The organism is Paraburkholderia sp. OAS925 (assembly GCF_040543975.1).
Taxonomy (GTDB): Bacteria; Pseudomonadota; Gammaproteobacteria; order Burkholderiales; family Burkholderiaceae; genus Paraburkholderia; species Paraburkholderia graminis.
Genome location: NZ_JBEUNO010000002.1, coordinates 2917556 through 2941204, shown reverse-complemented (window position 1 = coordinate 2941204; position 23649 = coordinate 2917556). Strand labels below are relative to the sequence as shown.

Annotated in this window: 22 protein-coding genes and 2 pseudogenes; 14 read left to right on the top strand and 10 right to left on the bottom strand. The window is 64.4% G+C overall.

Annotated features, from left to right (window positions below; genetic code table 11):
• Window position 1: 1 nt before the first annotated feature.
• The 3 genes from ABIE53_RS31855 to ABIE53_RS31845 are packed head-to-tail and all read right to left on the bottom strand — an operon-like array spanning window position 2 to window position 3485.
• Window positions 2-1039, bottom strand: coding sequence for a triphosphoribosyl-dephospho-CoA synthase (locus tag ABIE53_RS31855; RefSeq protein WP_192700330.1), 1038 nt, complete (start codon window positions 1037-1039; stop codon window positions 2-4).
• Window positions 1039-2700, bottom strand: coding sequence for a malonate decarboxylase subunit alpha (gene mdcA, locus ABIE53_RS31850; protein WP_192700329.1), 1662 nt, complete (start codon window positions 2698-2700; stop codon window positions 1039-1041). The genes ABIE53_RS31855 and mdcA overlap by 1 nt, the downstream gene beginning before the upstream one ends.
• A gap of 8 nt (window positions 2701-2708) precedes the next feature.
• Window positions 2709-3485 carry a GntR family transcriptional regulator gene (locus ABIE53_RS31845; protein ID WP_006052377.1) on the bottom strand — a complete coding sequence of 259 codons (777 nt, stop codon included), beginning with the start codon at window positions 3483-3485 and terminating at the stop codon, window positions 2709-2711.
• A 565-nt stretch (window positions 3486-4050) separates the two neighbouring features.
• Between ABIE53_RS31845 and ABIE53_RS31840 the strand changes: the two genes are divergently transcribed.
• Window positions 4051-4344 carry a type II toxin-antitoxin system Phd/YefM family antitoxin gene (locus ABIE53_RS31840; protein ID WP_029971804.1) on the top strand — a complete coding sequence of 98 codons (294 nt, stop codon included), beginning with the start codon at window positions 4051-4053 and terminating at the stop codon, window positions 4342-4344.
• 10 nt (window positions 4345-4354) lie between these two features.
• Window positions 4355-4606, top strand: coding sequence for a Txe/YoeB family addiction module toxin (locus tag ABIE53_RS31835; protein ID WP_006052375.1), 252 nt, complete (start codon window positions 4355-4357; stop codon window positions 4604-4606).
• 57 nt (window positions 4607-4663) lie between these two features.
• On the opposite strand, the gene ABIE53_RS31830 is transcribed toward ABIE53_RS31835, so the two are convergent.
• Complete coding sequence (locus tag ABIE53_RS31830; protein WP_192700328.1) at window positions 4664-5596, bottom strand: DMT family transporter; 933 nt, start codon at window positions 5594-5596, stop codon at window positions 4664-4666.
• A gap of 113 nt (window positions 5597-5709) precedes the next feature.
• Here ABIE53_RS31830 and ABIE53_RS31825 point away from each other — a divergent pair, with 113 nt between their 5' ends.
• Window positions 5710-6582, top strand: coding sequence for a LysR substrate-binding domain-containing protein (locus tag ABIE53_RS31825; RefSeq protein WP_192700327.1), 873 nt, complete (start codon window positions 5710-5712; stop codon window positions 6580-6582).
• Window positions 6583-6665: 83 nt separating this feature from the next.
• Here the strand turns inward: ABIE53_RS31825 and ABIE53_RS31820 are convergent.
• Window positions 6666-8199 (bottom strand): annotated as a pseudogene (locus tag ABIE53_RS31820) (carbohydrate porin).
• A gap of 252 nt (window positions 8200-8451) precedes the next feature.
• Between ABIE53_RS31820 and ABIE53_RS31815 the strand changes: the two are divergent.
• The 9 genes and pseudogenes from ABIE53_RS31815 (at window position 8452) to hutC (ABIE53_RS31775) (ending at window position 16929) form a co-directional block, all read left to right on the top strand.
• Window positions 8452-9141: a hypothetical protein gene (locus ABIE53_RS31815; RefSeq protein WP_029971796.1), complete on the top strand. Its 690-nt coding sequence runs from the start codon at window positions 8452-8454 to the stop codon at window positions 9139-9141.
• Between the two features lie 51 nt (window positions 9142-9192).
• Entirely contained in the window at window positions 9193-10029 is an 837-nt protein-coding gene (locus ABIE53_RS31810) for an arylamine N-acetyltransferase family protein (protein WP_192700325.1), read from the top strand.
• Window positions 10030-10049: 20 nt separating this feature from the next.
• Window positions 10050-10730: a methyltransferase family protein gene (locus ABIE53_RS31805; RefSeq protein WP_192700324.1), complete on the top strand. Its 681-nt coding sequence runs from the start codon at window positions 10050-10052 to the stop codon at window positions 10728-10730.
• 279 nt (window positions 10731-11009) lie between these two features.
• Window positions 11010-11870 carry a transporter substrate-binding domain-containing protein gene (locus ABIE53_RS31800; protein WP_006052368.1) on the top strand — a complete coding sequence of 287 codons (861 nt, stop codon included), beginning with the start codon at window positions 11010-11012 and terminating at the stop codon, window positions 11868-11870.
• A gap of 102 nt (window positions 11871-11972) precedes the next feature.
• On the top strand, window positions 11973-12695 hold the full coding sequence (locus ABIE53_RS31795) for an ABC transporter permease (RefSeq protein WP_006052367.1): 723 nt from the start codon (window positions 11973-11975) through the stop codon (window positions 12693-12695).
• Window positions 12696-12708: 13 nt separating this feature from the next.
• Window positions 12709-13464 (top strand): ABC transporter permease, encoded by a 756-nt coding sequence (locus ABIE53_RS31790; protein WP_006052366.1) that lies wholly within the window; start codon window positions 12709-12711, stop codon window positions 13462-13464.
• 33 nt (window positions 13465-13497) lie between these two features.
• Window positions 13498-14289, top strand: a complete 792-nt coding sequence (locus ABIE53_RS31785; protein WP_006052365.1) for an ABC transporter ATP-binding protein — start codon at window positions 13498-13500, stop codon at window positions 14287-14289.
• 72 nt (window positions 14290-14361) lie between these two features.
• Window positions 14362-16026 carry an HAL/PAL/TAL family ammonia-lyase gene (locus ABIE53_RS31780; RefSeq protein ID WP_192700323.1) on the top strand — a complete coding sequence of 555 codons (1665 nt, stop codon included), beginning with the start codon at window positions 14362-14364 and terminating at the stop codon, window positions 16024-16026.
• A gap of 218 nt (window positions 16027-16244) precedes the next feature.
• Window positions 16245-16929 (top strand): annotated as a pseudogene (hutC, locus tag ABIE53_RS31775) (histidine utilization transcriptional repressor HutC).
• A 30-nt stretch (window positions 16930-16959) separates the two neighbouring features.
• Here hutC (ABIE53_RS31775) and hutC (ABIE53_RS31770) read toward each other — a convergent pair.
• The 5 genes from hutC (ABIE53_RS31770) to ABIE53_RS31750 form a co-directional block, all read right to left on the bottom strand.
• On the bottom strand, window positions 16960-17769 hold the full coding sequence (gene hutC, locus ABIE53_RS31770; protein WP_192700322.1) for a histidine utilization transcriptional repressor HutC: 810 nt from the start codon (window positions 17767-17769) through the stop codon (window positions 16960-16962).
• Window positions 17770-17820: 51 nt separating this feature from the next.
• Window positions 17821-18693 carry an amino acid ABC transporter ATP-binding protein gene (locus tag ABIE53_RS31765; protein ID WP_192700321.1) on the bottom strand — a complete coding sequence of 291 codons (873 nt, stop codon included), beginning with the start codon at window positions 18691-18693 and terminating at the stop codon, window positions 17821-17823.
• A gap of 17 nt (window positions 18694-18710) precedes the next feature.
• Window positions 18711-19373: an amino acid ABC transporter permease gene (locus ABIE53_RS31760; RefSeq protein ID WP_006052360.1), complete on the bottom strand. Its 663-nt coding sequence runs from the start codon at window positions 19371-19373 to the stop codon at window positions 18711-18713.
• Window positions 19374-19391: 18 nt separating this feature from the next.
• On the bottom strand, window positions 19392-20042 hold the full coding sequence (locus ABIE53_RS31755) for an amino acid ABC transporter permease (protein ID WP_006052359.1): 651 nt from the start codon (window positions 20040-20042) through the stop codon (window positions 19392-19394).
• A 71-nt stretch (window positions 20043-20113) separates the two neighbouring features.
• Window positions 20114-20941, bottom strand: a complete 828-nt coding sequence (locus ABIE53_RS31750) for a transporter substrate-binding domain-containing protein (RefSeq protein ID WP_006052358.1) — start codon at window positions 20939-20941, stop codon at window positions 20114-20116.
• Window positions 20942-21192: 251 nt separating this feature from the next.
• On the opposite strand from ABIE53_RS31750, the gene ABIE53_RS31745 reads away from it, so the two are divergent.
• The gene (locus ABIE53_RS31745; RefSeq protein WP_192700320.1) at window positions 21193-22182 is read left to right on the top strand and encodes an isopenicillin N synthase family dioxygenase; all 990 of its coding nucleotides are present in this window, start codon (window positions 21193-21195) and stop codon (window positions 22180-22182) included.
• A gap of 25 nt (window positions 22183-22207) precedes the next feature.
• Window positions 22208-23623, top strand: a complete 1416-nt coding sequence (locus tag ABIE53_RS31740) for an FAD-binding oxidoreductase (RefSeq protein ID WP_192700352.1) — start codon at window positions 22208-22210, stop codon at window positions 23621-23623.
• Window positions 23624-23649 lie beyond the last annotated feature (26 nt).

Sequence of the window (23649 nt, the reverse complement as noted above, 5' to 3'; positions counted from 1 at the left end):
CTCAGCTCCCGCTGACGTCGTGATGCGCCAGCATGTCGAGGAAAAGGGTGGCGGCGAGCAGATCGGCTGCGCCGCCGGGCGATGCGTTGAGCGACAGCAAGTCGCGTTCGAGCGCGGCGAGCGCGTCACGGCCTGCGCGCGTCGAACTGCCGCCGGCTTGCAGCACGCGCTGCGCGCCGTGCTGGCCTGCATGCAAGCCTGCGAGGCCTGCGCGGTGCAGCAGGCAGGTGTCGTCGAGCGAGGCCATGATGGAGAGCAGGGCGTCGACGCGCGCGGCATCTTCGGCAATGCCGCGCTCGCGTGCCGCGATCAGCGCCGGCAAGCCGACGGCGATCACATGCGGGAAGCCTTCCTGCGCCTCGCGGCGCGCGCCGCCGACCTGATAGCGTTGACGCGCGCGTTCGCCGTGACTGTCGGTGGCGGCTGCGAAGCGATCGGGGAAGCAGGCGATCTGCGCCGCACGCCGGGAGATCGCCGAGGCGTCGAGCCGGAGCGCGGCATCCGCGAACGACGCGCCCGCGACCAGCAGCCCGACGATCCATATCGCGCCGCGATGCGCGTTGCTGCCGCCGGTCGCGCGCAGCATGTCCTGCTCGCCCGCGCGGCCGATCTGCGCGAGTTCGGCGCGCAATAGCGCCGACGGCTCGCCGCGCCGCCGCGCCGTGCGCGCGAGTGCGGCGAAGGTCGGCTCGAGCGCGTGCGCCGAGCGTCGCATGATGGCGAGGTCGAGATCGCGATGCGCGCCGCTGCCGCGCCGGTCGACGAGCGCGGGCTTCGGCGTGAGCTCGGCTTCGTCGATCAGCGCGGTTACGGCGTAATGGGCAAGTTGCGAGTCAGGGCATGAGTCTTGTGCGCGCTTCGCGACACGCTCATCAAAAGCAGCGGCCGCTGTCGTGACCGGATGCAGAGCTTGCGTGGCTCGGCCATACGGCGCGTCCCCGCGCTCGGTCCAGGCACACGCTCGCGCGAGCGGCTCGGGCATCTCTATCGCGGACACGCATGGCACGTCTTCGCGCTCCAACAAAGCAGCGGCTCTCATCACCAGCTCCTGAAGCGCGCCGGCGGCGCGTACAAACCGCCCGACCAGGTGACGAGATCGTCGATGCTGCGTGCCGCGAGCAGCGAACGCTTCGCTTCGCCGCGTCGAATGCCGAGATCTTCCGGATACGCGACGATGCCGCGCCGGCGCAACTCCGCCGTCTTTTCCGGCTTCGCGCGCAGGCCGATCGGCGTCACGCCGGCGACCGCGGCAATCGCCGCGCGCCGTTCGTCGATGCCCTCGGCCTTGTGCAGATGCGCGATGCCTTCCTCGGTGACGACGTGGCTCACGTCGTCGCCATAGATCATGACGGGCGCGATCGGCATGCCGTTTTTCGCGCCGACCGCGACCGCGTCGAGTTCATCGACGAAAGTCGGTTCGCCACCTTTCTTGTACGTCTCGGCCAGTTGCACGACGAGCTTCTGACCACGCGACACGGGCCCCTGATCTTTCAGCAGCTTGAGCCACGCTTCGCTCGAATGACGCCGGCCGCGCGGATCGTGACCCATGTTGGGCGCACCGCCAAAGCCGGCGAGGCGGCCGCGCGTGACCGTCGACGAATTGGCGTCCGCGTCGATCTGCAGCGTCGAGCCGATGAATAGATCGACCCCATATTGCCCGGCCAATTGGCACAGCACGCGGTTCGAGCGCAGCGTGCCGTCGCTGCCGGTGAAGAACACGTCGGGGCGCGCCTCGATATACGCCTCCATGCCGACCTCGCTGCCGAAGCAATGGATGCTGTCGACCCAGCCCGATTCGATCGCGGGAATCATCGTGGGATGCGGATTGAGCGTCCAGTTGCGGCAGATCTTGCCCTTCAGGCCGAGCGACTCGCCGTAAGTGGGCAGCAGCAGTTCGATGGCCGCGGTGTCGAAGCCGATGCCGTGGTTCAGCGACGTCACGCCGTACGGCGCGTAGATGCCGCGTATCACCATCATCGCGGTCAGCACCTGGAGGTCGCCGATATGGCGCGGATCGCGCGTGAACAGCGGTTCGACGGCAAAGGGGCGGTCCGCCTCCACGACCACGTCGACCCACGAGCCGGGAATATCGACGCGCGGCAGTTCATCGACGATCTCATTGACCTGCACGATCACGATGCCATGACGAAACGCTGCGGCCTCGGCGATGGTGGGCGTGTCCTCGGTATTCGGACCGGTGTAGAGATTGCCGTGACGGTCGGCTTTTTCCGCGCACAGCAGCGCGACATGCGGCGTGAGGTCGACGAACATGCGCGCATACAGTTCGACGTACGTATAAATCGCGCCGATCTCCAGTTGCCCGTCTTCGAGCAGTTGCGCGACGCGCAGGCTTTGCGGGCCGGCAAACGCAAAATCCACTTTATGTGCGATGCCGCGCTCGAACAGCGTCAGATGCTCAGGACGACTGATGCTCGAGATGAGCAGATGCAGATCGTGAAGCTTCTGCGGATCGACCTTGGCCAGCGAGCGCGACAGGAAGTCGGCCTGCTTCTGGTTGTCGCCTTCGAGCGCGACGCGGTCGCCGGGCTGGATCAGCGTCTCGAGCGCATCGACGATGCGCGTGGACGGCAGCACGCCGTCTTCGAGCCACGGCGCGATGGCCGCGAGGCGGCGCTTTTTTTCGTCGCGGCGCGTGGTCCACGAACGTGCGTCGGATGGTGCTTCGGCGGGTGCGTTCATCGGCTCAATCAACTCCCGGTAGTAGCGCGCGGCGGACGGCCGCGCGGCTTGGGTTGGCTTGCGAGCGCGGCTTCCGCCTGCGCGCGTTCGGTCAGGAAACGGTGCAGCAGTTCGCCCGTGCCGAGCAGATGCGCGACGACGAGCGCCTGGGCGGCCGGCACGTCGCGGCGCCGCACGGCGTCGAGCAATTCGGTGTGTTCATCGTCGGATTCGCCCTTGTAGGACGGCAAGCCGAACTTCAGGCGCAAGTAACGCTCGCCCCGCCGATGCAGTACGCGAATCAGATCTTCGAGCTGCGGACGCGCGGCCGGCGCATACAGGCTCATGTGAAACGCCGCGTTGCGCGCGACGTAGAGCGACGGGTCTGCCTCGCGCTCCGCCGCCCGGCCGAGCGCCGCGCATTCGCGCAGCGTGGCGGCCGTGTGCTTCGGAATGGCGAGTCCGATTGCAAGGCTCTCGAGCGCCGAACGGATCTCGTAGATTTCGCGCGCCTCATCCGCCGATAACGGCGCGACCGTCGCGCCTTTGTGCACCGCGACCTTCGCCCAGCCTTCGGTTTCGAGCAGGCGCAAAGCCTCGCGCACCGGGATCGCGCTGACCGAGAAGTGCCGCGCGATCGCGTCCTGACGCAGCGGCGCGCCGGGCGCCAGCGTGCCGTCGATAATCGCTTCGCGCAACGCGTCGGCGATCACGCGGGACGTGCTTTCGCGCGGTGCGGCCGCCCGCAGCAGCGGGGCGCGCGCGGGGGTGTCCAAGGGAAGAAGGTCGGTGGTTGTGTCGCTCATGGTTCAAATATTATATACAAAAATTAGGTATTTAAACGCGGGCAAACCCGGAGATTTTTTGCGTGGGCGGCGCGGGCGTTTCGTGGGCGGCATCGTTCGGACCGGTCAGCGGTGAGTGCGTGAATTTTCTGATTGTCGCGGCGTCTTTTCGCGTGCATGCGATGGGCTTGCCGCTCGCTCTGACAGCGCTCGCGCTAGTCGCTCGTTTGCTTGTGATTTTGTTCGCGCCACAGACAAGCGCAAAGCACCGTCCAGCAAGACGAAAGGGCCGCTCGGCGTGGCCCCTGGCCATTCGGCCGACTGGCGCAGGCGGTCGTGGAGAGGCATGCTGCTGTTCGTTAGAAGGTGCGTTCGTCCGCGGTTCGATGTTTGCCGCGCTGTACAGCGGTCTGTACAATGGTCGCCGTGGCCCCAAGTCTTTTGTTTTGCGCCACGCTTCGACCGGCAGCCGCAAATCGCCAGCCCGACCCGCAACCGCAAGGGCAGGCAAACCGCACGGCGGCGGAAGCGTTTTCTAACTTTTGACAGGAGTGGCCGGAGGGCAACCTCGCAGGCCGGATAACCCATGAACGTCCTTACTTACAGCGAGGCCCGAGCCGGCTTTAAGCAGGCAATGGATGAAGTCTGCCGCGACCACGCACCGATGCTCATCACGAGACAGAGTGGCGAAAACGTGGTGATGGTGTCGCTGGAAGACTTCAACGCGATGCAGGAGACCTTGTATCTGCTGAGTTCGTCGAAGAATGCCCAGCGGCTCGCGCGATCCATTGCCCAGTTGAATGCCGGCGGTGCGGCCCCGCGCGAACTGCTGACCGATGAACCGACACAAAAGCCGCAACGAACACGCCGCAAAGGCTGACAGCATCTTTATGTTTACCGACGACGCCTGGGACGACTACGTGTATTGGCAGGAGACCGATCGCAAGGTCGTCCGCAAGATCAATGCGTTGCTGGAGGAGTGCCGGCGCGATCCGTTTATCGGCACGGGAAAACCGGAGCCGCTCGTCGGCAGCCTGAGCGGTTTCTGGTCGCGCCGCATCACGTTTGCCGATCGGCTCGTGTATCTGCCGAAAGATGGGAAGATCTATGTGATCGCGTGCCGGTTTCACTATGACCAGTGAGCGAGTACCGAGCGAGTACTGCGCGGCCAGCTACATCGCCAGCCGTACGCGCGCCATTCACTCGGCCTGTCGCCGCGCGCGCCCGCGCGAACCCAGCAACGAAAAGAGCGGCCAGCCGAGATTCACGCCGAGGCTCGCGATCACGATCAGCGCCATGCCGGCCCACTGCGCCAATGAAAGCGCGCGGCCGTACACGATTGCATCGACGGCAATAGCGGTGAGCGGATAGACGAACAGCAGCACCGCGATGATCGGCGTGGTCAGCTTCGGCAGCGCGCCATAGATCAGCACGTACGAAAGCCCCGTGTGCAGCACGCCCATGCCGACAATCCAGAACCATTGCATCGGCTCGATATGCGTGGCGTCGAAAGGTGCAACGAGCGGCGCGATGAACGGCAGGCACACCACGCCCACCGCACATTGCATCAGCGTCAGCAGGTGCGGGCGCAAATTGCCGAGCCCTTTGGCGATCAACGTGACGCTGGCATAGAGTACCGAGCCGGCCAATGCCTCGCCGATGCCGATCAGGTAGCTTGCATGGCCCTGCAGATTTTCCGTGGCCGCCACGCCCGACGCGAGCACGAGCCCGCCGAAGGCCGCCGCGATCCAGCCGAGCCGATCCGCGCCGAGCCGTTCGTTGAAGAGCGCCGCGCCGATCAGCACGACCCAGAACGGCTGCACATGAAACACCACGGTCGCGACGGCAATGCTGGTGCGATGGATCGCATCGAAAAAGCCGACCCACTGCGTGACCATCAATACGCCGGAGATGAGCGCGAGCGTGAGCGTGCGTCGCGTGAAATGCGCGCGCGTGAAGTAGCCTTTCCACGCGCAATATGCGGCCAGCGACAGAAAGCCGAACAGGCAGCGGAAAAACACCAGTGTCAGCGCGCCGAGCCGCGCTTCCTCGACGAACACGCCGAGCGTGCCCATCAGCAGCCCGCCGCCGGCCAGTGTGATCGCGCCTTGTTGACGTTGGGTGAGGGACATGCGCCGCGTCTCCGTTAGATCTCCGTTGGGTGATGCATTGAAGTATTGCGCCGCTTGCGGGCCACGCACAAACGAATTAAATTGAGAAATTCCATAAGCGCCATTGATAAATTATGCACCCGGAATTCGACGTCGATTTGCTGCGCACCTTCGTTGCAGTCGTGGATACGGGCAGCTTCACGAAGGCATCGACGACCGTGCATCGCTCGCAGGCCGCCGTCAGCATGCAGATCAAGCGGCTCGAAACCATGCTCGGCACGACGCTTTTCGCGCGCAACACGCGCAATCTTTCGCTGACGCGGCCCGGCAATACGCTGCTCGAATATGCGAGGCGCGTGCTCGCGTTGCATGAAGAAGCGTGGTCCGCGATCGTGCGGCCCGAGGTGACCGGCCGCGTGGTGCTCGGTGCGCCGGACGATTACGTGTCGTCGCTGCTGTCGCCGGTATTACGGCGCTTTTCGAACCTGTACCCGCACGTCGAAATTGAAATTGTCTGCGCGCAGAGCACGTCGCTCGCGCCGATGCTGGCGGACAACAAGATCGACCTTGCCTTCGTTACGCGCGACCGCAAGCTGCGCGGCGAATTCGTGCGCAGCGAGCCGATGGTGTGGGTGGGCGCTTCCGTCGATACCCCGGTGCTGGCGGCGTCGCCATTGCCGGTCGGCTTATACGAGCCAGGCTGCGTGGCGCGTCAGCATACGCTGGCCGCGCTCGACGGCGCGCGGATTCGCTACCGCGCGGCCTTCAGCAGCGCGAGCCTGATGGGCCTGGTCGCCACCGTGGACGCGGGTTTGTCGGTGGTTGCGCTGACGCGCTGCAGCGTGCCGTCGCGGCTCGCCATTCTCGGCGAAGCGCAAGGCTTGCCGCACATCGAGCCGCTCGAAATCGTGGTGGCGCGCAGCGCGAAGTCGGACCGGCCGACTTGCGATTATCTGGCGGCGCAGATGGTGCAGGATCTGTCGCTGCGCGCGCAGCCGCGCGCGTAAGCGGCGGCTGTTCGTGACACGGCGCAGCGCCGTTCACGCGCGCGGCGGCGCGGACAACGGCGGCGCGGGCAACATCAAAAACATCAGAACGCGATATTCGTCCGCACACCCACGACGAACGTGTTGCGCAGCGGCTTCGTCGGATCGTTCGGATTTTGCCCGGCGCCCGCGTTGAACGTGTATTGCGCATCCGCCTGCAGCATCCACCAGGGAGCGATCTGATACTGGTAGGTCGCTTCGAGCGCGGTTTCGCTGGTGCGCACGCCGTACGGGCCGCCGCTAAATGCCAGGTTATCCTGATCGATTCCGCGCGTGTGGCTGCCGATCTTGATGTACGTCAGCGCAAGGCCCGCGCTATCGTTGTCGCGGCCCGCGAACGGCGCTTTCAGCACGACGCCGAGATTTGCCGCGAGGCTCACGAGATTGCGGTCGCCCGGCGCACCCATGACACGCGCGAATATGCCGAGGCTGCGTGCCTCGCCGGGATTCGGCCGCCAGATGGTCTGGTCGGCCACCGCATAGAAGCTGTAATCGCCGCGATGGTTCGCCGCAACCCCGGTGGACGCAGGACTCGCGAGCGACACTCCGTTGCTGTCGTAGCGCGGGTCCGCGAAGGGGCCGTTGTTGTACCAGAGCCCGATCTTGTAGGTGCCCGGCAGGCCGCCTCGGGTTGCGCCCGGCGCCGCGGCGGCGTCGCTATCGGCCGGTTGATTGATTGCATACTGCAGCTCGCCGATGAACAACGTCCCGTTTATGCAGATTGAAGTTGGTGCCGCTGCGGTTGTTCGGGTTGTTGCCGAGCGGATCGCCGTCGAACACGCCGGCGAGCGCCGTCAACGAAGGCGTGATCTGTCCGCGCACGCGCACGCCGAGCGCCGCAAGCGGATACGCGGGGCCGCCCGACGGCATGTCGTACGAGGGCAGTGCGGGCCACCCGAACATCGTGTTGATGAATAGCGCCGAGTACGTGCTGGAGATGAATTCCTGATCGATACTCTGCTGACCGATTTTCACGTCGACGCGTTGGTTCAGGAACGACTGCTGATACCACAGCTCCCACAGGCGCGTGCTGGCATCCGCTTCGATGCCGCTCGCGGTGTTCAAAGTGCCCAGCTTGTCGGTGCTGAGATTGCGGCCGTGAATCTGCAATGCGCTGACGTTGAACTGGCCGCCTGGCAGGCCGAAGGCTTTTTCGGTGTCGAGTTGCACGGTCGCGGTCGTGAGGCCGTCGTACGCGACGCCGCGCGCCAGTCCGCCGCGCAGGTTGCCGAGCAGTTCGCTCGTTTCCGTGAGCGCGAACGTCACGCCGTATTGGCCGAGCCACGGACGCAAGCCGCCCATGTCGCCGAATAGCTGGTCGCGGTTCCAGAGACCGGTTTCGTTGGCCGGCGTTTTGTTTGCGTCGGCGCCGCTCGCTTCGCTTGCGTCGCGCACCGTGTCCGAACTCGTTTGCGCCATTGCCGCGCCTGAAACGGAAGCCCAGGCGAGTGCGACATACAACGCCGCGTGGCGCAGCGAAAAAAGGCGCGGGCGCCGGCCGGTCGCGCCGCTCGACCGTGCGAACTCACGGCCTGCACGCAGCAGCGCAACGCGTCGAAGGGAGGATGCGAGCTTCATCGAAAGCCTTTAATGTTGTTATCGACTGCCGGGCATTTTTGCGCGGTTAAATGGCTGTTTAACGCGTGCGTCGACGCATCGGTTCGCGCGACTTGCGGAATGGGCGTGATCGTACCGACGCAGTCTGGGTGCGTCAACGAGACGGGCCGACGCACGGCAAGCTGACAAATTGATGAATTCGCGCGAACGCGCGGAGACAGCGTTTGTCGAACCGCACGAGATTTCCGCAGCCCACTTACAAGGACTTACATGATGAAGAAGCGCACCCTCCTGATTTCGTTGCTGGCGAGTGCTGGCCTTTTCGCAAGCGGCGCCGCGAACGCACAACTGAATCTGAAGCAGTTCGGCATTGGCGGCGGAGACAGCTCCGCGGATGCCGGCGCCGCCGCATCTCCCGGCGGGCTCTCGCAGTTGTTGCAGACCTACGTGGGCGCGAACCAGCAAGTGCTGAGCGGACAGTCCACGCTTGCGTCCGCGATGGGTCTGAGCGGCGCGGCCGGCCAGGCGCAGCAGGCAGCCGGCTTGCTAAGCAGTGGTGGCACGCCGTCGGTCAGTCAGTTGACGCAGGTCGGCAGCACGCAGCAGTCGCTGTCGCAAACGCTCACGCAGGCTTTCGCGAGCCGCGCAGGCGGTGCGAGCGGCGCATCGCAAACGCCGGTGAACAAGCAGGCGTTCACCGACGGGTTATCGTCGCTCGCCAAAGGCGTGACCCAGTATTCGAGCATGCAGTCGGGGCTCGGCAGCATCGGGCAGATGAACCCTTCGTCGCTGTTGCAGGCCGGGATGAATCCGCAGACGATGCAAAGCGCGTCGTATATCGCGCAGTCGGCGCCGGGGCAATTGCAATCGCTGATGTCCACGCTCAGTTCCGCGGTACAGTTTGCGTCGAGCCAGGGAATCAGCGTGCCGTCGATCGCGAGGTCGGCGCTCGGCGGGCAATGAGCGCGCAGTGAGGCGCGCAGTAACACCCCATAAGCCACGAACGGATCACCAATGTCACACACATTGAATCTCGACAACTACTTCGCGCGCATCGGCTATGCGGGCCCGCGCGCGCCGACGCTCGAGGTGCTGCAGGCCATTCACCGTCTGCATCCACGGGCCATTCCGTTTGAAAACCTGAATCCGCTCACGCGCCGCGCGGTGAAGCTCGACCTCGAATCCGTCGAAACAAAGCTCGTCGACGATCATCGCGGCGGCTATTGCTTCGAACAGAACACGCTGCTCGCGAATGTGCTGCAGGAGTTGGGCTTTCGTGTGACGCCGCTGATAGGGCGCGTGCTGTGGGGCCGCGAGCCCGGCGCGGTGACGCCGCGCACGCACATGGTGCTGCGTATCGATCTGGATAACGAAGCATGGATCGCGGACGTGGGTCTCGGCAGCGTCACGCTGACGTCGCCGCTGCGGCTGTCTCCAGGTCTCGCGCAGCGCACGGACCTCGGCATCTTCCGGCTCGCGGACGCGTCGCGCGACGCGCTCTACCTCGAAGTGCAGGCACGCGATGAAAGCTGGTCGCGCGCGTATCGCTTCGACTTGCATCCGGTAGAGTGGATCGATTATGAAACGTCGAACTGGTACACGTCGACGTCGCCGGAAGCGATCTTCGCGAGCAATCTGATCGTATGCCGCGTGTTGTCCGGGACGCGGCTCACGCTGCTCAACGACCAGGTGAACGAACGCGCGGCAGACGGCAGCCTGATCGGCGACCAGCGCCTTGCGAGCGCGGACGAACTCGCGGCCTGTTTGCGCGAGCGCTTCGGTCTGAATGTCGGCGACATCGACATCGCAGATATTTTCGAGCGCGTGCGCACTCGGGCCGATTCGGCGTGAGCGCGGCACAAGGCCATGCCATGATTGCGCGCCTCGTCGTCCAGACCGTGCTGTGGCTCGCGGGCATGGGCGTGCTGCTGTTCGGCGCGGCCGGCACGCTCGCGTGGCCGGCGGCGTGGTGGTATCTGATCGAACTCGGCGTATTGAGCTTGTGGATCGGCGTGTGGCTCGCACGCCATGATCCCGGCCTGCTCGCCGAGCGCCTCGCGCCGTTCGTGCAGCAACAGCAAAGCCGCTGGGACCGGCTCTTCATGATCGGCGTGGCGTGCGTGTGGTGCGGCTGGCTGATCGTGATAGGACTCGACGCGATGCGCTTTCACTGGTCCGCGCCGCTGCCCGTCGCGCTGGTGAGCCTCGGCTCGCTTTGCGTGGCGCTTTGCATTTTCATGTGCCGCTTCGTGTTCGAAGCCAACAGCTATGCGGCGCCCGTCGTGAAGATCCAGTCGAGCCGCGGTCACAAGGTGATCGACAGCGGTCCCTACGCGCGCGTGCGTCATCCGATGTATTCGGCGGCGCTGCTGTTGTTCGTCGGCACGCCGTTGCTGCTCGGCTCATGGTGGGGTCTCGCGTTCGTTCCGCTCATGACGATCGGGCTCGGCTGGCGCGCGGTGCGCGAAGAGCGTGTGCTCGCCGAACAACTCGACGGCTATACGGAGTACATGACGCGCGTGCGTTTTCGCTTCGTTCCTCTCATCTGGTAGACGCGCAAAGCCGCCGCACATTTGCGGCGCATGCATGAACCTGTCTAGACAAAACGCACCACACGCGCGCATGAATTAATCTCGTCGCGCGCTCGCCGTTCTTCGATCATGTCTGTAGAAGCCCCGTCCTGTCAGGGCGCCTAGGGGCTTACCCGATGATTCGCGCGATTTCGCATGAATCCCCTTGCGACTGGTTTTTGACTCGTGCAGACTTGTCTATACAAATTCAGCGGCAGTAGACATTCGGCTCGACGGTTCCCCCCATCAAGGAGTTTCGACGTGAAAGTGAAACGCACGACGGCAGCAAAAGCATTGATCGGCGCCGTGTTCGGCGCCGCGGCAATTTTCGCGGCACCGGCGCAGGCCAAAGACTGGAAGACGGTGACGATCGCGCTCGAAGGCGGCTACGCACCGTGGAACCTGACGTTGCCCGGCGGCAAGCTCGGCGGCTTCGAACCGGAACTCGTCGCCAATCTTTGCGAGCGCATCAAGCTGCAATGCAACCTGGTCGCGCAAGACTGGGACGGCATGATTCCGGGCCTGCAAGCAGGCAAGTTCGACGTGCTGATGGACGCCATCTCGATCACGCCGGAGCGCGAGAAGATCATCGCGTTCTCGAAGCCGTATGCGGCCACGCCCGCAACCTTCGCCGTCGCTGATACCAAAGTGCTGCCAAAGGCCCCGCCTGGCGCCGCCGTCGTCAAACTCTCGGGCGATGCTAAAGCCGATCAGCCGACTGTCGACGCGCTGCGCAAGCAGTTGAAGGGCAAGACGATCGGCATTCAGTCCGGCACCGTCTACACGAAGTTTATCAACGAAGGCTTCAAGGACATCGCCACGATCCGCGTGTACAAGACTTCGCCCGAGCGCGATCTCGATCTGGCGAACGGCCGCATCGACGCATCGTTCGACGACGTCACGTACTACGCGGCGAACGTCGACAAGAAAGAAACCGCGTCGATTTCGATGGCCGGTCCGAAGATCGGCGGCCCGATCTGGGGCCCGGGCGAAGGCCTCGCGTTCCGCAAGCAGGACGCCGACCTGAAGGCGAAATTCGACACCGCGATCAGCGCGGCGCTCGCCGACGGCACGGTCAAGAAGCTCTCCGCCAAGTGGTTCAAGACCGACGTGACGCCCTGATTCACGAGGCGTCGAACGAATGCGGCACGTGCGGGCGCGAGCTCGTGCGTGCGGCTGTTTCGTGCGGCTGTTGCATCGGCCGTCATGAATGAGAGGTAGGCAATGGCTCTGATACAGATGCTCGGCTTCGGGCCGGAAGGCTGGGGCGGCGTATTGCTGCTCGCGGCGTTGATGACCGTCGCGCTCACGCTGGCCGCGCTCGCGGTCGGCGCCGTGTTCGGTGCGTTGATCGCGGCGGCCAAGCTGTCGCGTCTGCGCGTGTTGCGCGTGATCGGCGAAACCTATACGACGGTGTTTCGCGGCGTGCCCGAACTGCTCGTCATCTATCTGTTCTATTTCGGCGGCTCGACGCTCGTGACCACGGTCGGCCAGTGGTTCGGCGCGGAAGGCTTCGTCGGCGTGCCGCCGTTTGTGATCGGCGCGCTTGCTGTCGGCATGATTTCCGGCGCGTATCAGGCCGAGGTGTATCGCTCGGCGGTGCTCGCGGTGTCGCGCGGCGAACTCGAAGCGGCGCGTTCCATCGGCATGCCGACGCTGACCATGGCGCGCCGCATCCTCATTCCGCAAGTGCTGCGTTTCGCGTTGCCGGGCATCGGCAATGTGTGGCAACTGAGCCTGAAGGACTCCGCGCTGATCTCGGTGACGGGTCTCGCCGAACTGCTGCGCACGAGTCAGGTGGCGGCCGGCTCCACGCATCAATACTTCACGTTCTTCGTGGTGGGCGGCGCGCTGTATCTGCTGATGACCAGCATCTCGAACCGGGTCTTCAACCGCGCCGAGGCGCGCGTGGGCCGGTCCTTCAAGCGCAACTTCGCGCGCAACTGACGGCGGCCGCATCATGAATTTCGACTTCGACTTTCTGCTCGACACGATCCGGCAATTGCTCGCGGCCGTGCCGACCACGCTCGGGCTTTTCTTCTGCTCGCTGGTTCTCGGCGGACTGCTCTCGCTCGTGATCGTCACGATGCGCGTGTCGCCGCACTGGCTGCCGAATCGTTTTGCACGCGCTTATATTCTCGTGTTCCGCGGCTCGCCGCTCCTGATCCAGATGTTCCTCGTGTACTACGGCATGGGTCAGTTCGGCGTGATTCGCGAGAGCTTTCTGTGGCCGGTGCTGCGCGAGCCATATATGTGCGCGGTGTTGTCGCTTGCGCTGTGCACGGCGGGCTATACCGCTGAGATCATTCGCGGCGGCCTGATGGCCGTTCCCGTTGGGCAGATCGAAGCGGGTTATTCGATTGGCCTGTCGGGTTTCGCACTGCTGCGCCGCGTGATCGGCCCGATTGCATTACGCCAGTGTTTGCCGGCGTATTCGACGGAAGCGGTGCTGCTCGTCAAATCGACCGCTCTCGCGAGCCTCGTCACCGTGTGGGAAGTGACCGGCGTCGCGCAGCAGATCATTCAGCAAACGTATCGCACGACGGAAGTGTTTATCTGCGCCGCGCTGATCTATCTGTTCCTGAACTTCGTCATCGTGCGCGCGCTCAGCATGCTTGAGACGCGTCTGTCGCGGCATCTGCGCGCGGCGCCGAAGTCTGCCGCGCCGAGCCGTCCCGTGTCCGCCACGACTGAAGCACGCCGCGCCGCGCCCTGAGCGCCGCCATTCCGGATGAACCTGGAGAATTCCATGAACGCTACGGCACCCGTTGCACTGTCGGTCAAGAACATTCATAAATCGTTCGGCGATCATCACGTGCTCAAAGGCATTTCGCTCGACGCCCATCAAGGCGACGTGATTTCGATTCTCGGCGCGAGCGGCTCAGGTAAAAGCACGTTTCTGCGCTGCCTGAATCTGCTCGAAACACCGGACGACGGCTCAGTCGCGCTCGCCGGCGAAGAACTGAAAATGAAACGCCGCGGCGACGGCAAGCTGCAACCGAGCGACCGCCGCCAGGTGGATCGCGTGCGCTCGCAACTCGGCATGGTGTTCCAGAACTTCAATCTCTGGTCGCATATGACGGTGCTCGAAAACCTGATCGAAGGACCAATGCGCGTACTCAAGCGCAGCCGCGCGGAATCCGTCGAAGAAGCGGAGGCGCTGCTTGCGAAAGTCGGTCTCGCGGAAAAGCGCGGCCACTATCCGGCGCATCTGTCGGGTGGCCAGCAGCAACGCGTGGCGATTGCGCGCGCGCTCGCCATGCATCCGAAGGTCATGCTGTTCGACGAACCGACTTCGGCGCTCGATCCCGAACTCGTCGGCGAAGTGTTGCGCGTGATGCGCTCGCTTGCCGAGGAAGGCCGCACGATGCTGGTCGTCACGCATGAAATGGGTTTTGCGCGTCACGTGTCGAACCGCGTGATGTTCCTGCATCAAGGGCAAGTGGAAGCGGACGGTACGCCCGACGAAGTATTCGTCGACTGCAAGTCCGAGCGCTTCCGGCAATTCGTGTCGAGTCACCACGACCGCACGACGAACTGAGCGGCGCATCGTCGGCACGTCGCTGCATCGGCATCCGCATCACACACGTAAGTTATCGCGCAAGGCAACATCATGGCCGTGATCCGTTCCGATCGTCCTCTCGACTGGACCCAGGTGGCGGCGGTCGCCGCCGGCGAACCGCTCGAACTTTCCGCCGACGCCCGCGCGCGCATCGCGGCGGCGCGCATGCTCGTCGAGCAGATCGTCGAGCGCGGCATTCGCGCGTATGGCGTGAATACCGGAGTCGGCGCGTTGTGCGACGTGATCGTGTCGCCAAGCGAGCAGCGCACGCTGTCGCGCAACATTCTGATGAGCCACGCGGTCGGCGTCGGCGCGCCGCTCGGCGTGGCTGAAACGCGCGCGATCATGGCCGCCGCGGTCAACAACTTCGCGCATGGACACTCGGGCATTCGCCTTGAAGTGGCCGATCAACTCGTGACCTTGCTCAACGCCGATTGCTTGCCCGAAGTGCCCGCGTTCGGCTCGGTCGGTTATCTGAGTCATATGGCGCATATCGCGCTCGTGTGCATCGGCGAGGGTCATGTGCGCTATCGCGGCGAGCGTTTGACGGGCCGCGACGCGCTGCGTCTGCTCGGCCGCGAGCCGCTCGTGCTCGAAGCGAAAGAGGGGCTTAGCCTCGTCAACGGTACGCCTTGCGTGACGGGACTGGCGGCGCTGGCGCTCGCACGCGCGGTGCGGCTGCTCGATTGGACCGATGTGGTCGCGGCCATGAGCTTCGAGAATCTGCGCGGCCAGCTCGTTGCATTCGACGAAGACTCGCTTGCGTTGCGCGTGTCGCCGGGGCTCAACCTGGTGGGCGAACGCATGCGCACGGCGCTCGCCGACAGCGGCATTCTGGCGGCGGTGGTCGGGCAGCGCACGCAAGACCCGCTTTCGATGCGCACCATTCCTCACGTGCACGGCGCGGCGCGCGACGTGCTGACCGCGACCGCCGACGTGGTCAATCGCGAACTCGCGTCGATCACCGACAACCCGATCGTCGCCGGCACGCCCGAAGCGCCGCGCGTGTATTCGCAGGCGCATGCGGTGGGCGCATCCATTGCGCTCGCGATGGACAGCCTCGCCACCGCCATCGCCCAGGTCGCCGCGATGGCGGAACGGCGGCTCGATCGCCTCGTCAATCCGCTCGTGAGCGGCTTGCCCGCGTTTCTCGCCGAGCCTGGCGGCACCTGCTCGGGCTTCATGATCGCGCAGTACACGGCGGCCTCGCTGGTCGCGCAGAACCGGCGCCTTGCGTTGCCCGCGAGTCTCGACGGCGGCATCACGTCGGGCTTGCAGGAAGACCACCTGTGCCACGCAACGCCTGCCGCGCTGAAGGCGCTGGAGATCGTCGACAACGCGGGGCGCATCGTCGCCATCGAATTGCTGGCCGCCGCGCAAGCCTACGATCTGCAAGCCACCGACGCGCCGCGTGCGCCGCATACCGAGGCGCTGTGGCAACGCGTGCGGCAGATCGTGCCGACGTATCGCGACGACCGTCCTCTCGCCGACGACATGAGCGTCGCATTCCGCATGATCGCCGGCGAGGCGCCGCCGCCGTTGCCGAGTCCGGGTAAGATGAGGCCGCGCCACATAACACCTGGTGGGGGCGCGGAGTTCGTTGCAGGCGCATCGATTGCGAGCCTCGCCGCGGCGGCCACATTTCCCGCGGCAGCGAACAGCGGGAGCAACATAAACAGCATGAACAGCCCACTGAACGCAGCACGCGTCGCCTGACACAAAAACCGCTGGCGCGCGGGCTTACCCGCCGGCGAGCCAGAGACGTCGTGCGGACGTACGAGCGGTACGACGGCTACGACCCCCACCCCACTCACGAGGTCGGAGTGAACACAGTCACGAATAATCAGAAAGAAGGCCGGCAGCCGGCGCAGCCAGGCGCGCACAGCGGCGGCACTTCTCAGCGCGCCGCTTGCAAGGAGACTCCGGCGAAGGCCATGCCCGCCTACGAACAGATCAAGCGTTATGTGATCCGGCGCATCAGCGAGGGCGACTGGAAGCCGGGCGGGTTGATCCCTTCCGAAACCGAAACTGGTGAAAGAGTTTGGCGTCGCGCGTATGACCGTGTCGCGCGCGCTGCGCGAGCTGACCGCCGAACGCGTGCTGACGCGGGTGCAAGGTTCAGGCACGTTCGTCGCGCCGCAGCGTTATGAATCGACCGTGCTGGAAATCCGCAATATCGCCGACGAAATCGCCGCGCGCGGTCATCGTCATGCGGCGCGCGTGCTGACGCTCGAACCGAGCGACGATCCGCACGCGCTCGAAGCGCTCGGCCTTACGAGCGGCCCGGCGTTTCACTCGTGCATCGTCCATAGCGAGGAGGGCGAGCCGATCCAGTACGAGGACCGCTACGTCAATCCGAAGGTGTTCCCCGAATATCTGCAACAGGACTTCAGCGTCGAGACGCCCAATCACTACATGGTGCGCCTCGCGCCGATTCAGCGCGCGGAATTCCGCATCTACGCGCAAAAGCCGGACGCGTATGTGCGGCGTCATCTGTCGATGGAAATCGGCGAGCCGTGTCTGTTGCTGTGGCGTCGTACGTGGGTCGGCGACGATGTCGCGACGTCGGTGCAGTTGTGGCACCCGGCGTCGCGCTTTCATCTCGCGGGGAATGTCTAGCCGGCAAGCGGCGTTATAAGCTGCATCGCGTCAGCCTTGCCGTTGCGACGTATTCGGCGAGAAGCGGCAGCCGAGCCGGTAACGTGATCCGGGGTGCACGAATCGCGCGAAGGTGACGGCCACGCCGCTCGTCCATGTGCGGCGCACGAGCGTGAGGCACGGTTCTTCCGCGCGAATGTCGAGCAGTTCCGCTTCCGCGGGAGTGGGCAGCCCGGCGTCGACAATATGTTCGACGTCGTGCGCGGGCACCGTTTCGTACAGATATTCCGACGGCCTGATCGCCGAGAAATCCTGTTGCAGAAAATCCGGCGCGATGATCGGGTTCACGTAGCGATCCTCCAACTGCACCGGCAGACCGTTCTCGCGATGCACGCAAATCACATGAAACACCGAAGCGCCAGGCGCGAGGCCTAACGCATTCGATACCACGGCGGATGCGGTCTCGCGTTGCAAAAGCACGGTACGGTAGCTGTATTCGTGTCCGCGCGAACGAATTTCGTCGCCGATATGCGCGATCATCAGCAGCGTGGATTGCGGCCTCGCTTGTGCGACGAAGGTGCCCACGCCCGATACGCGAGTGACGAGCCCTTCGTGCGCGAGTTCGCGCAGCGCGCGATTCACCGTCATGCGCGACACGCCGAGCGTCGCGACGAGATCGAGTTCGGAAGGAAGACGTTCGCCGGCCTGACGCGCGCCCGATTCGATGATGCCGCGAATGTGATGCTTGACCTGTTCGTAGCGCGCAGCCGGCGCATGTTCGGCGGCGCGCGCATTTTTAGCCGCGTCGGCTAGCGGCCGCTCATCGGCATGGTGACGCTTGCTGCGAAGCATGGCGGACATCGGCGGCCCCTTTTCACGGTTCGCGCAATGCGCTTGGCGCAGTGCGCGCGCTCATAGCGCTTCAGCGTCGGCGTCGTCGGGGCCGCGCGCCCAGAAAGCGTTGCGGTCGAAGTAGTTTTGCAGGAACTGCCGCAAGCGCGGTTGCCCGGCGTCGTGAAAGACCTCGCGCGGTTTGCCCTGCACGGCGATGCGTCCTTCGTCGATGAACACGACTTTGTCCGCGACCTGCGCGGCAAAACCCATTTCGTGTGTGACGACCGCCATCGTCATGCCGTCGCGCGCGAGTTGCTTCATCACTTGCAGTACCTCGCCGACCAGTTCGGGATCGAGCGCGGACGTGGGCTCGTCGAAGAGCATGATGTGCGGCTCCATCGCGAGCGCGCGTGCGATTGCCACGCGCTGCTGCTGACCGCCCGAAAGCTTCGCCGGATACGCGTCGCCTTTGTGCGAAAGGCCCACGGTTTCCAGCATCGTATTCGCGCGGCGGCGCGCTTCGTTGTGCGACAGGCGCTGCACTCGCAATAGTGCTTCCATCACGTTGCCGAGCGCCGTCATGTGCGGCCATAAATTGAACTGCTGAAACACCATACCGACGTTGCGCCGCACGCGGTTGATGTCCGCTTGCGACGCGCGCACACGCTTGCCGTTGCGCTCGCTGTAGCCGAGCAGTTCGCCTTCGATGCGCACGTCCCCGTGATCGTAGGTTTCGAGCGCGGCGAGGCAGCGCAGCAGCGTGCTTTTTCCCGAGCCCGAAGGACCGATGATGCACACCACTTCCGAGCGCGCAATCTCGAGATCGACACCGCGCAGCACTTCGACTTCGCCGAAGAGTTTGCGCAGATCGCGCACCTCGATCAACGGTGCGCCGCGTTGAGACTGCGCGACAGTAGACGCGGAAGAGGGCATGTCGGCGATGGCGTTCATGATGTGGTCCGTTTCCTTTATGCCATGAAACGGGCGATGCGGGCTTCGGCCCACATGCCCGCGCGCGAAGTCAGTTCGACGAGCGCGAGATAGCACACGCAGAGCATCAGCAGCGTTTCGACGAAAGCAAAGGTCGCCGAGCCGATGCCCGTCAGCACGAAGGTCAGCTCGGGCACCGTGACGATCGACAGCACCGCGGTCTCCTTGCTCAACACGATGATGAGATTCGTGAGCGCGGGCACGATCAGCACCAGCATTTGCGGCATCTGGATGCGCAGCACCGCTTGCATGCGCGTCAAGCCGAGACACGAGGCGGCTTCGAGATGACCCGGCGGCACCGATTCGAATCCCGAGCGGAACGCTTCCGCGAAATAGGCGCTGCCATAGAGGCCGAGTCCGAGCACGCCGGCTGTCATCGGTTCGAGCGTGAGGCCGAACGACGGGCCGCCGTAGTACAGCAGAAACAGTTGCACGAGAAACGGCGTACCGCGAAATAGCTCGATATACACACGCAACAGCGCGCGCACCCAGCGTCCGCAAAAGAGTTGCAGCACCGCGATCACGAAGCCGATCAGCATGCCGATAACGACGCCCGCGGCCCACGTGCCGAGCGTCGTCGCGAGACCCGCGGCAATCGGCTGAAGATTGTGCGTGATGACGGTGGGATCGAACTGTTGCATCGCATGGGCTCCGGTCGATCAGGCGTGCTTCAGCCGATACTCGGCGGCATGCGCAACGAGTGCGAGCGCGCCGCAAATCACGAAGTAAATGAGGCCGGCGGCGACGTACGCTTCGAGCGGTCTGTAGGTGCTCGCCGCGAGGTTCTGCGCGGTGCGCGTCAACTCCGCGACGCCGACCACCGAGATCAGCGACGAAGCCTTGATCAGCAGCACCATTTCGTTGACGAGCGAAGGTAACGTCAGGCGGAATGCCTGCGGCACGAGGATGCGCCGCAGCGTGTCGAACGGCGAGAGGCCGAGCATGCGCGCGGCTTCGATATGACCTGGCGGGATGCTGAGAAAACCGCCGCGCAGAATTTCAGCGATATACGACGCGGAGCACAGCGACACGGCGCTGATCGCGGCCACGAGCGGCGATACGTTGATGCCCGCGAACGGCAGCAGGTAGTACACGAGCAGCAGTTGCACGAGCATCGGCACGCCGCGAAAGAAGAACACGTACGCGCCGCCGAAGCGGCGCGCGGCGCGATTCGGCGAGAGCCGCGCCGCGCATACGCCGACCGCGACGAAGAAGCCGATGAAAAGCCCCGTCAACGAAACGCCGATGGTCGCGAGCGCCGCATGCAACAACAGCGGCATGCCCTGAACGAAGACGGTCGTGCTGAACATGAGCGTCGCCCTCGCTGATGTGCGGTCAATAGTGCGGTGAATGTGCGTTTATCGCGCCTGCCTGGCACGCGTCAATAATTCGGCGTCGGCATCGTAGTCGGCGCATCCATCGCCACGCCGAACCATTTCTTCTGCAACGCGGCGAGGCGTCCGTCGCCGTGCATCTTCACGAGTGCCGCGTTGAAGGCATCGGCGAGCGGCTTGCTGTCCGCGTCCTTGCGCAGGCAGTATGCGAAGTACACTTTCGCGCCGAACGGCGGTTGCACCACCGCAAACGTTTCGGGGCGCTGCTTCGCCACATACGCGATGTTGGTCATCGAGTTTGCGACCGCCGCAATGCGGCCGGCGGCGAGGTCCGCATAAGCCTGATTGTTGTCGACGTACTCGCGGATTTCAGGCGGTTTCGGCAAGGTGGCGACGTACGCCTTCAACTGGTCGAGTTGCGCCGAGCCCTTGCCCGCGCCCACGGTTTTACCCGCAATATCCGACGATTGCTTGAGCGCCGAATCGTTCGCGCGCTTGAGCAGCGCGTCGGTGGCGTCCGCGATGGGCAGCGTGTACGTGTAGCGCTCCATGCGCGCCTTGGTCACGGTGATCGGACCGCCGACCATATCGAACTTGCCTGCTTCGAGACCGGGCAACACGCTCGGCCACGGCAGGTCGATGAAACGCACCTTCACGCCGAGTTCCTTGCCGACCTCGGCGAACAGATCCTTGTTAAAGCCCGCTTGCTGACCGTTTTCGAGGAAGTCGAAAGGCGCGAACTGCATCTCCGTGCCGACCACGAGCTCGCCGGCTTTCTTCACTTTGGCGAGCTGGTCTTCCGCATAAGCGCTGACGCTTGCCGCGCACAACGCCAACATGACCAGACGACACTTCCAGCCTGCAAGGATGCTCATGAGATTCTCCAGTGGGCACAGCGCGGGTCGTACGAGCGACGCGAAACGCGCCGCAAAAGATCGGCGCGGCGCAAGTCATGCGAGGCAGTATATACCGCAGTTTTCGCGCAAAATAAATAAACGCGCGAGTAGAGAAAAGCCCTTACGCGCAGCGCCGCGAGTTCACTTGCGGGTGCGCTTTTGGCGGTATATACCACTGCAATGGCGATGGCGCCCCCGCAATTCGTCGGACGTTCTCACGGAGTAACGCGATGCCTGTGACCCGCATTCCGCTCATCGACTTTGCCGGCGTTCGCGCGGGCGACCCGCATGCGTTGCAAAGCGTGGCGCGCGAAATCCGCGACGCGTGCACGACCATCGGCTTCTTCTACATCGTCAATCACGGCGTGCCGCAAGCGACCATCGACGCCGCCGCCCAGGCCGCGCGAACCTTCTTCGCGTTTCCGGTGGAGACGAAGCGGCGCGCGGCGGTCAATCATCGGCATCGCGGTTTCAATGCGCTTGGCGACGCGACCATGTATCAGGCGAAACGCCCCGATTACAAGGAGTTTTTCAGCATCGGACTCGAGTTGCCCGAGGACGATCCCGATGTGCTCGCGGGCCAGGCGCTGCGCGGCCCGAACAATTGGCCCGACTTCATGCCCGAGTTGCGTCCCGCGCTGTACGGCTACTATGAAGCGGTGGGCGCATGCGGCGCCGATCTGCTGCGTGCGGTCGCGGTGAGCCTCGGTGTGGACGAACATTTTTTTGCGCCGCGTTATACGAAGCGGATGCAGCGCACGCAAATGGTCTACTATCCGCCGCAGCCGCCACAGTCCGATGAAGATCAATTCGGCGTCGCGCCGCATACCGATTACGGCTGCATCACGTTGCTATGGCAGGATCAGGTGGGCGGATTGCAGGTGCGTGAAATTGCCAACGATACCTGGATCGATGCGCCTCCTGTGGAAGGCAGCTTTGTGGTGAACGTCGGCGATCTGCTCGCGCGCTGGACCAACGACCGTTTTCGTTCGACGCTGCATCGCGTGATCAATGCTTCGGGACGCGAGCGTTATTCGATCGCGACGTTCTACGATCCGACGTACGGCGCAATGGTCGATCCGCGCGAACTGGGCGCGAGTGCGGACGACGTCAAATATCAGCCGGTGGCCGCGGGCGATTACATTCTCGGGCGCATCAACGATTCGATGGGTTATCGGAAGAAGCAAAACCAGGAAACGCTGCATGACACAAAACGATAACCCGCGTCAGGGCACGAGTCACGACATGAATCACGACACGCAGCCGCAACCCTGCACGGCGCCGCTTGCCGCCACGCTCGACGCGCTGCGTGCCGCGCTCGGCGACGATGCGGTGCGCGTCGGCGAACAGATCGGCGAACGCGCGATGACCGACTGGACGCGCCACGATCCGACGCGTCCCGCAGCGTTGCTGCTGCCGCGCACCACAGACGAAGTCTCGCGCGCGCTCGCCATTTGCCACGCGGCGCATCAACCTGTGGTGCCGCAAGGCGGCATGACGGGTCTTGCGGGCGGCGCGATTGCACGCACGACGGACATCGCGTTGTCGCTGGAACGGCTGAACGGCGTCGAGGAAATCGATGCGGCTTCGGCCACGCTGACCGTGCGCGCCGGAACGACATTGCAGAGCGCGCAGGAAGCCGCTGCCGAAGCGGGCTTCGAACTCGCGCTCGATCTCGGCGCGCGCGGCTCGTGTCAGATCGGCGGCAATCTCGCGACTAACGCGGGCGGCAATCGCGTGATTCAGTCGGGCACCGCGCGTGACCAGGTGCTCGGTCTCGAAGTCGTGCTCGCCAATGGCGACGTGCTAAGTTCGCTCGGCAAGATGGTCAAGAACAACACCGGCTACGACCTGAAACACTGGTTCATCGGTTCGGAGGGCACGCTTGGCGTCATCACGCGCGCGGTGTTGCGGCTTCATCCGCAGCGCGCCGCGCGTCATACGGCGCTCGTCGCGCTCGACGGCTACGATGCCGCCGTGAATCTGCTGCGACGTTTGTCGACGCGCTTTGGCAACGACATTGGCGCATTCGAAATCATGTGGCCGGACTTCTACGATTTTGGCGTCAAGCTGACGGGCACGTGTTCGCCGTTCGACGGCGCGTATCCGCTCTACGCGTTGATCGAACACGCGAGCTTCGATTCGAGTGACGACGGCGAGCGCTTTGCGCAGGCGCTGACCGGCGCGCTCGAAGAAGGCGGGATCCGCGACGCGGTGATCGCGCAGTCGGTGGCCGACGCGCGCGCGTTGTGGGCGATCCGCGAATGCACGGCCGAATTTCCTGTGCGGCTCGACGCGATCAACTTCGATGTGAGCCTGCCGATCAGCGTGATCGGCGACTTTGTCGAGCGTTGCCGCGCGGCGCTCGACGAACGCTGGCCCGGAAACGAATCGTATTTTTTCGGCCATATCGGCGATTCGAACCTGCACGTCACGGTGGACGGCCATTCGATTCCCGGCGTCGATCATCACGCGGTGTACGCGTTCGTTTATGAAATGCTCGGGCCGCTGCACGGCTCGGTGTCGGCGGAACACGGCATTGGTCTGCTCAAGCGCGAGTTCCTGCCGATCTCGCGCTCGCCCGCCGAACTCGCGGCGATGCGGGCGATCAAGCATGCGCTCGATCCGCACGGCATCCTGAATCCGGGCAAGCTGTTCTAGCGAGCGCGAACTCAGTGCGAACTCAG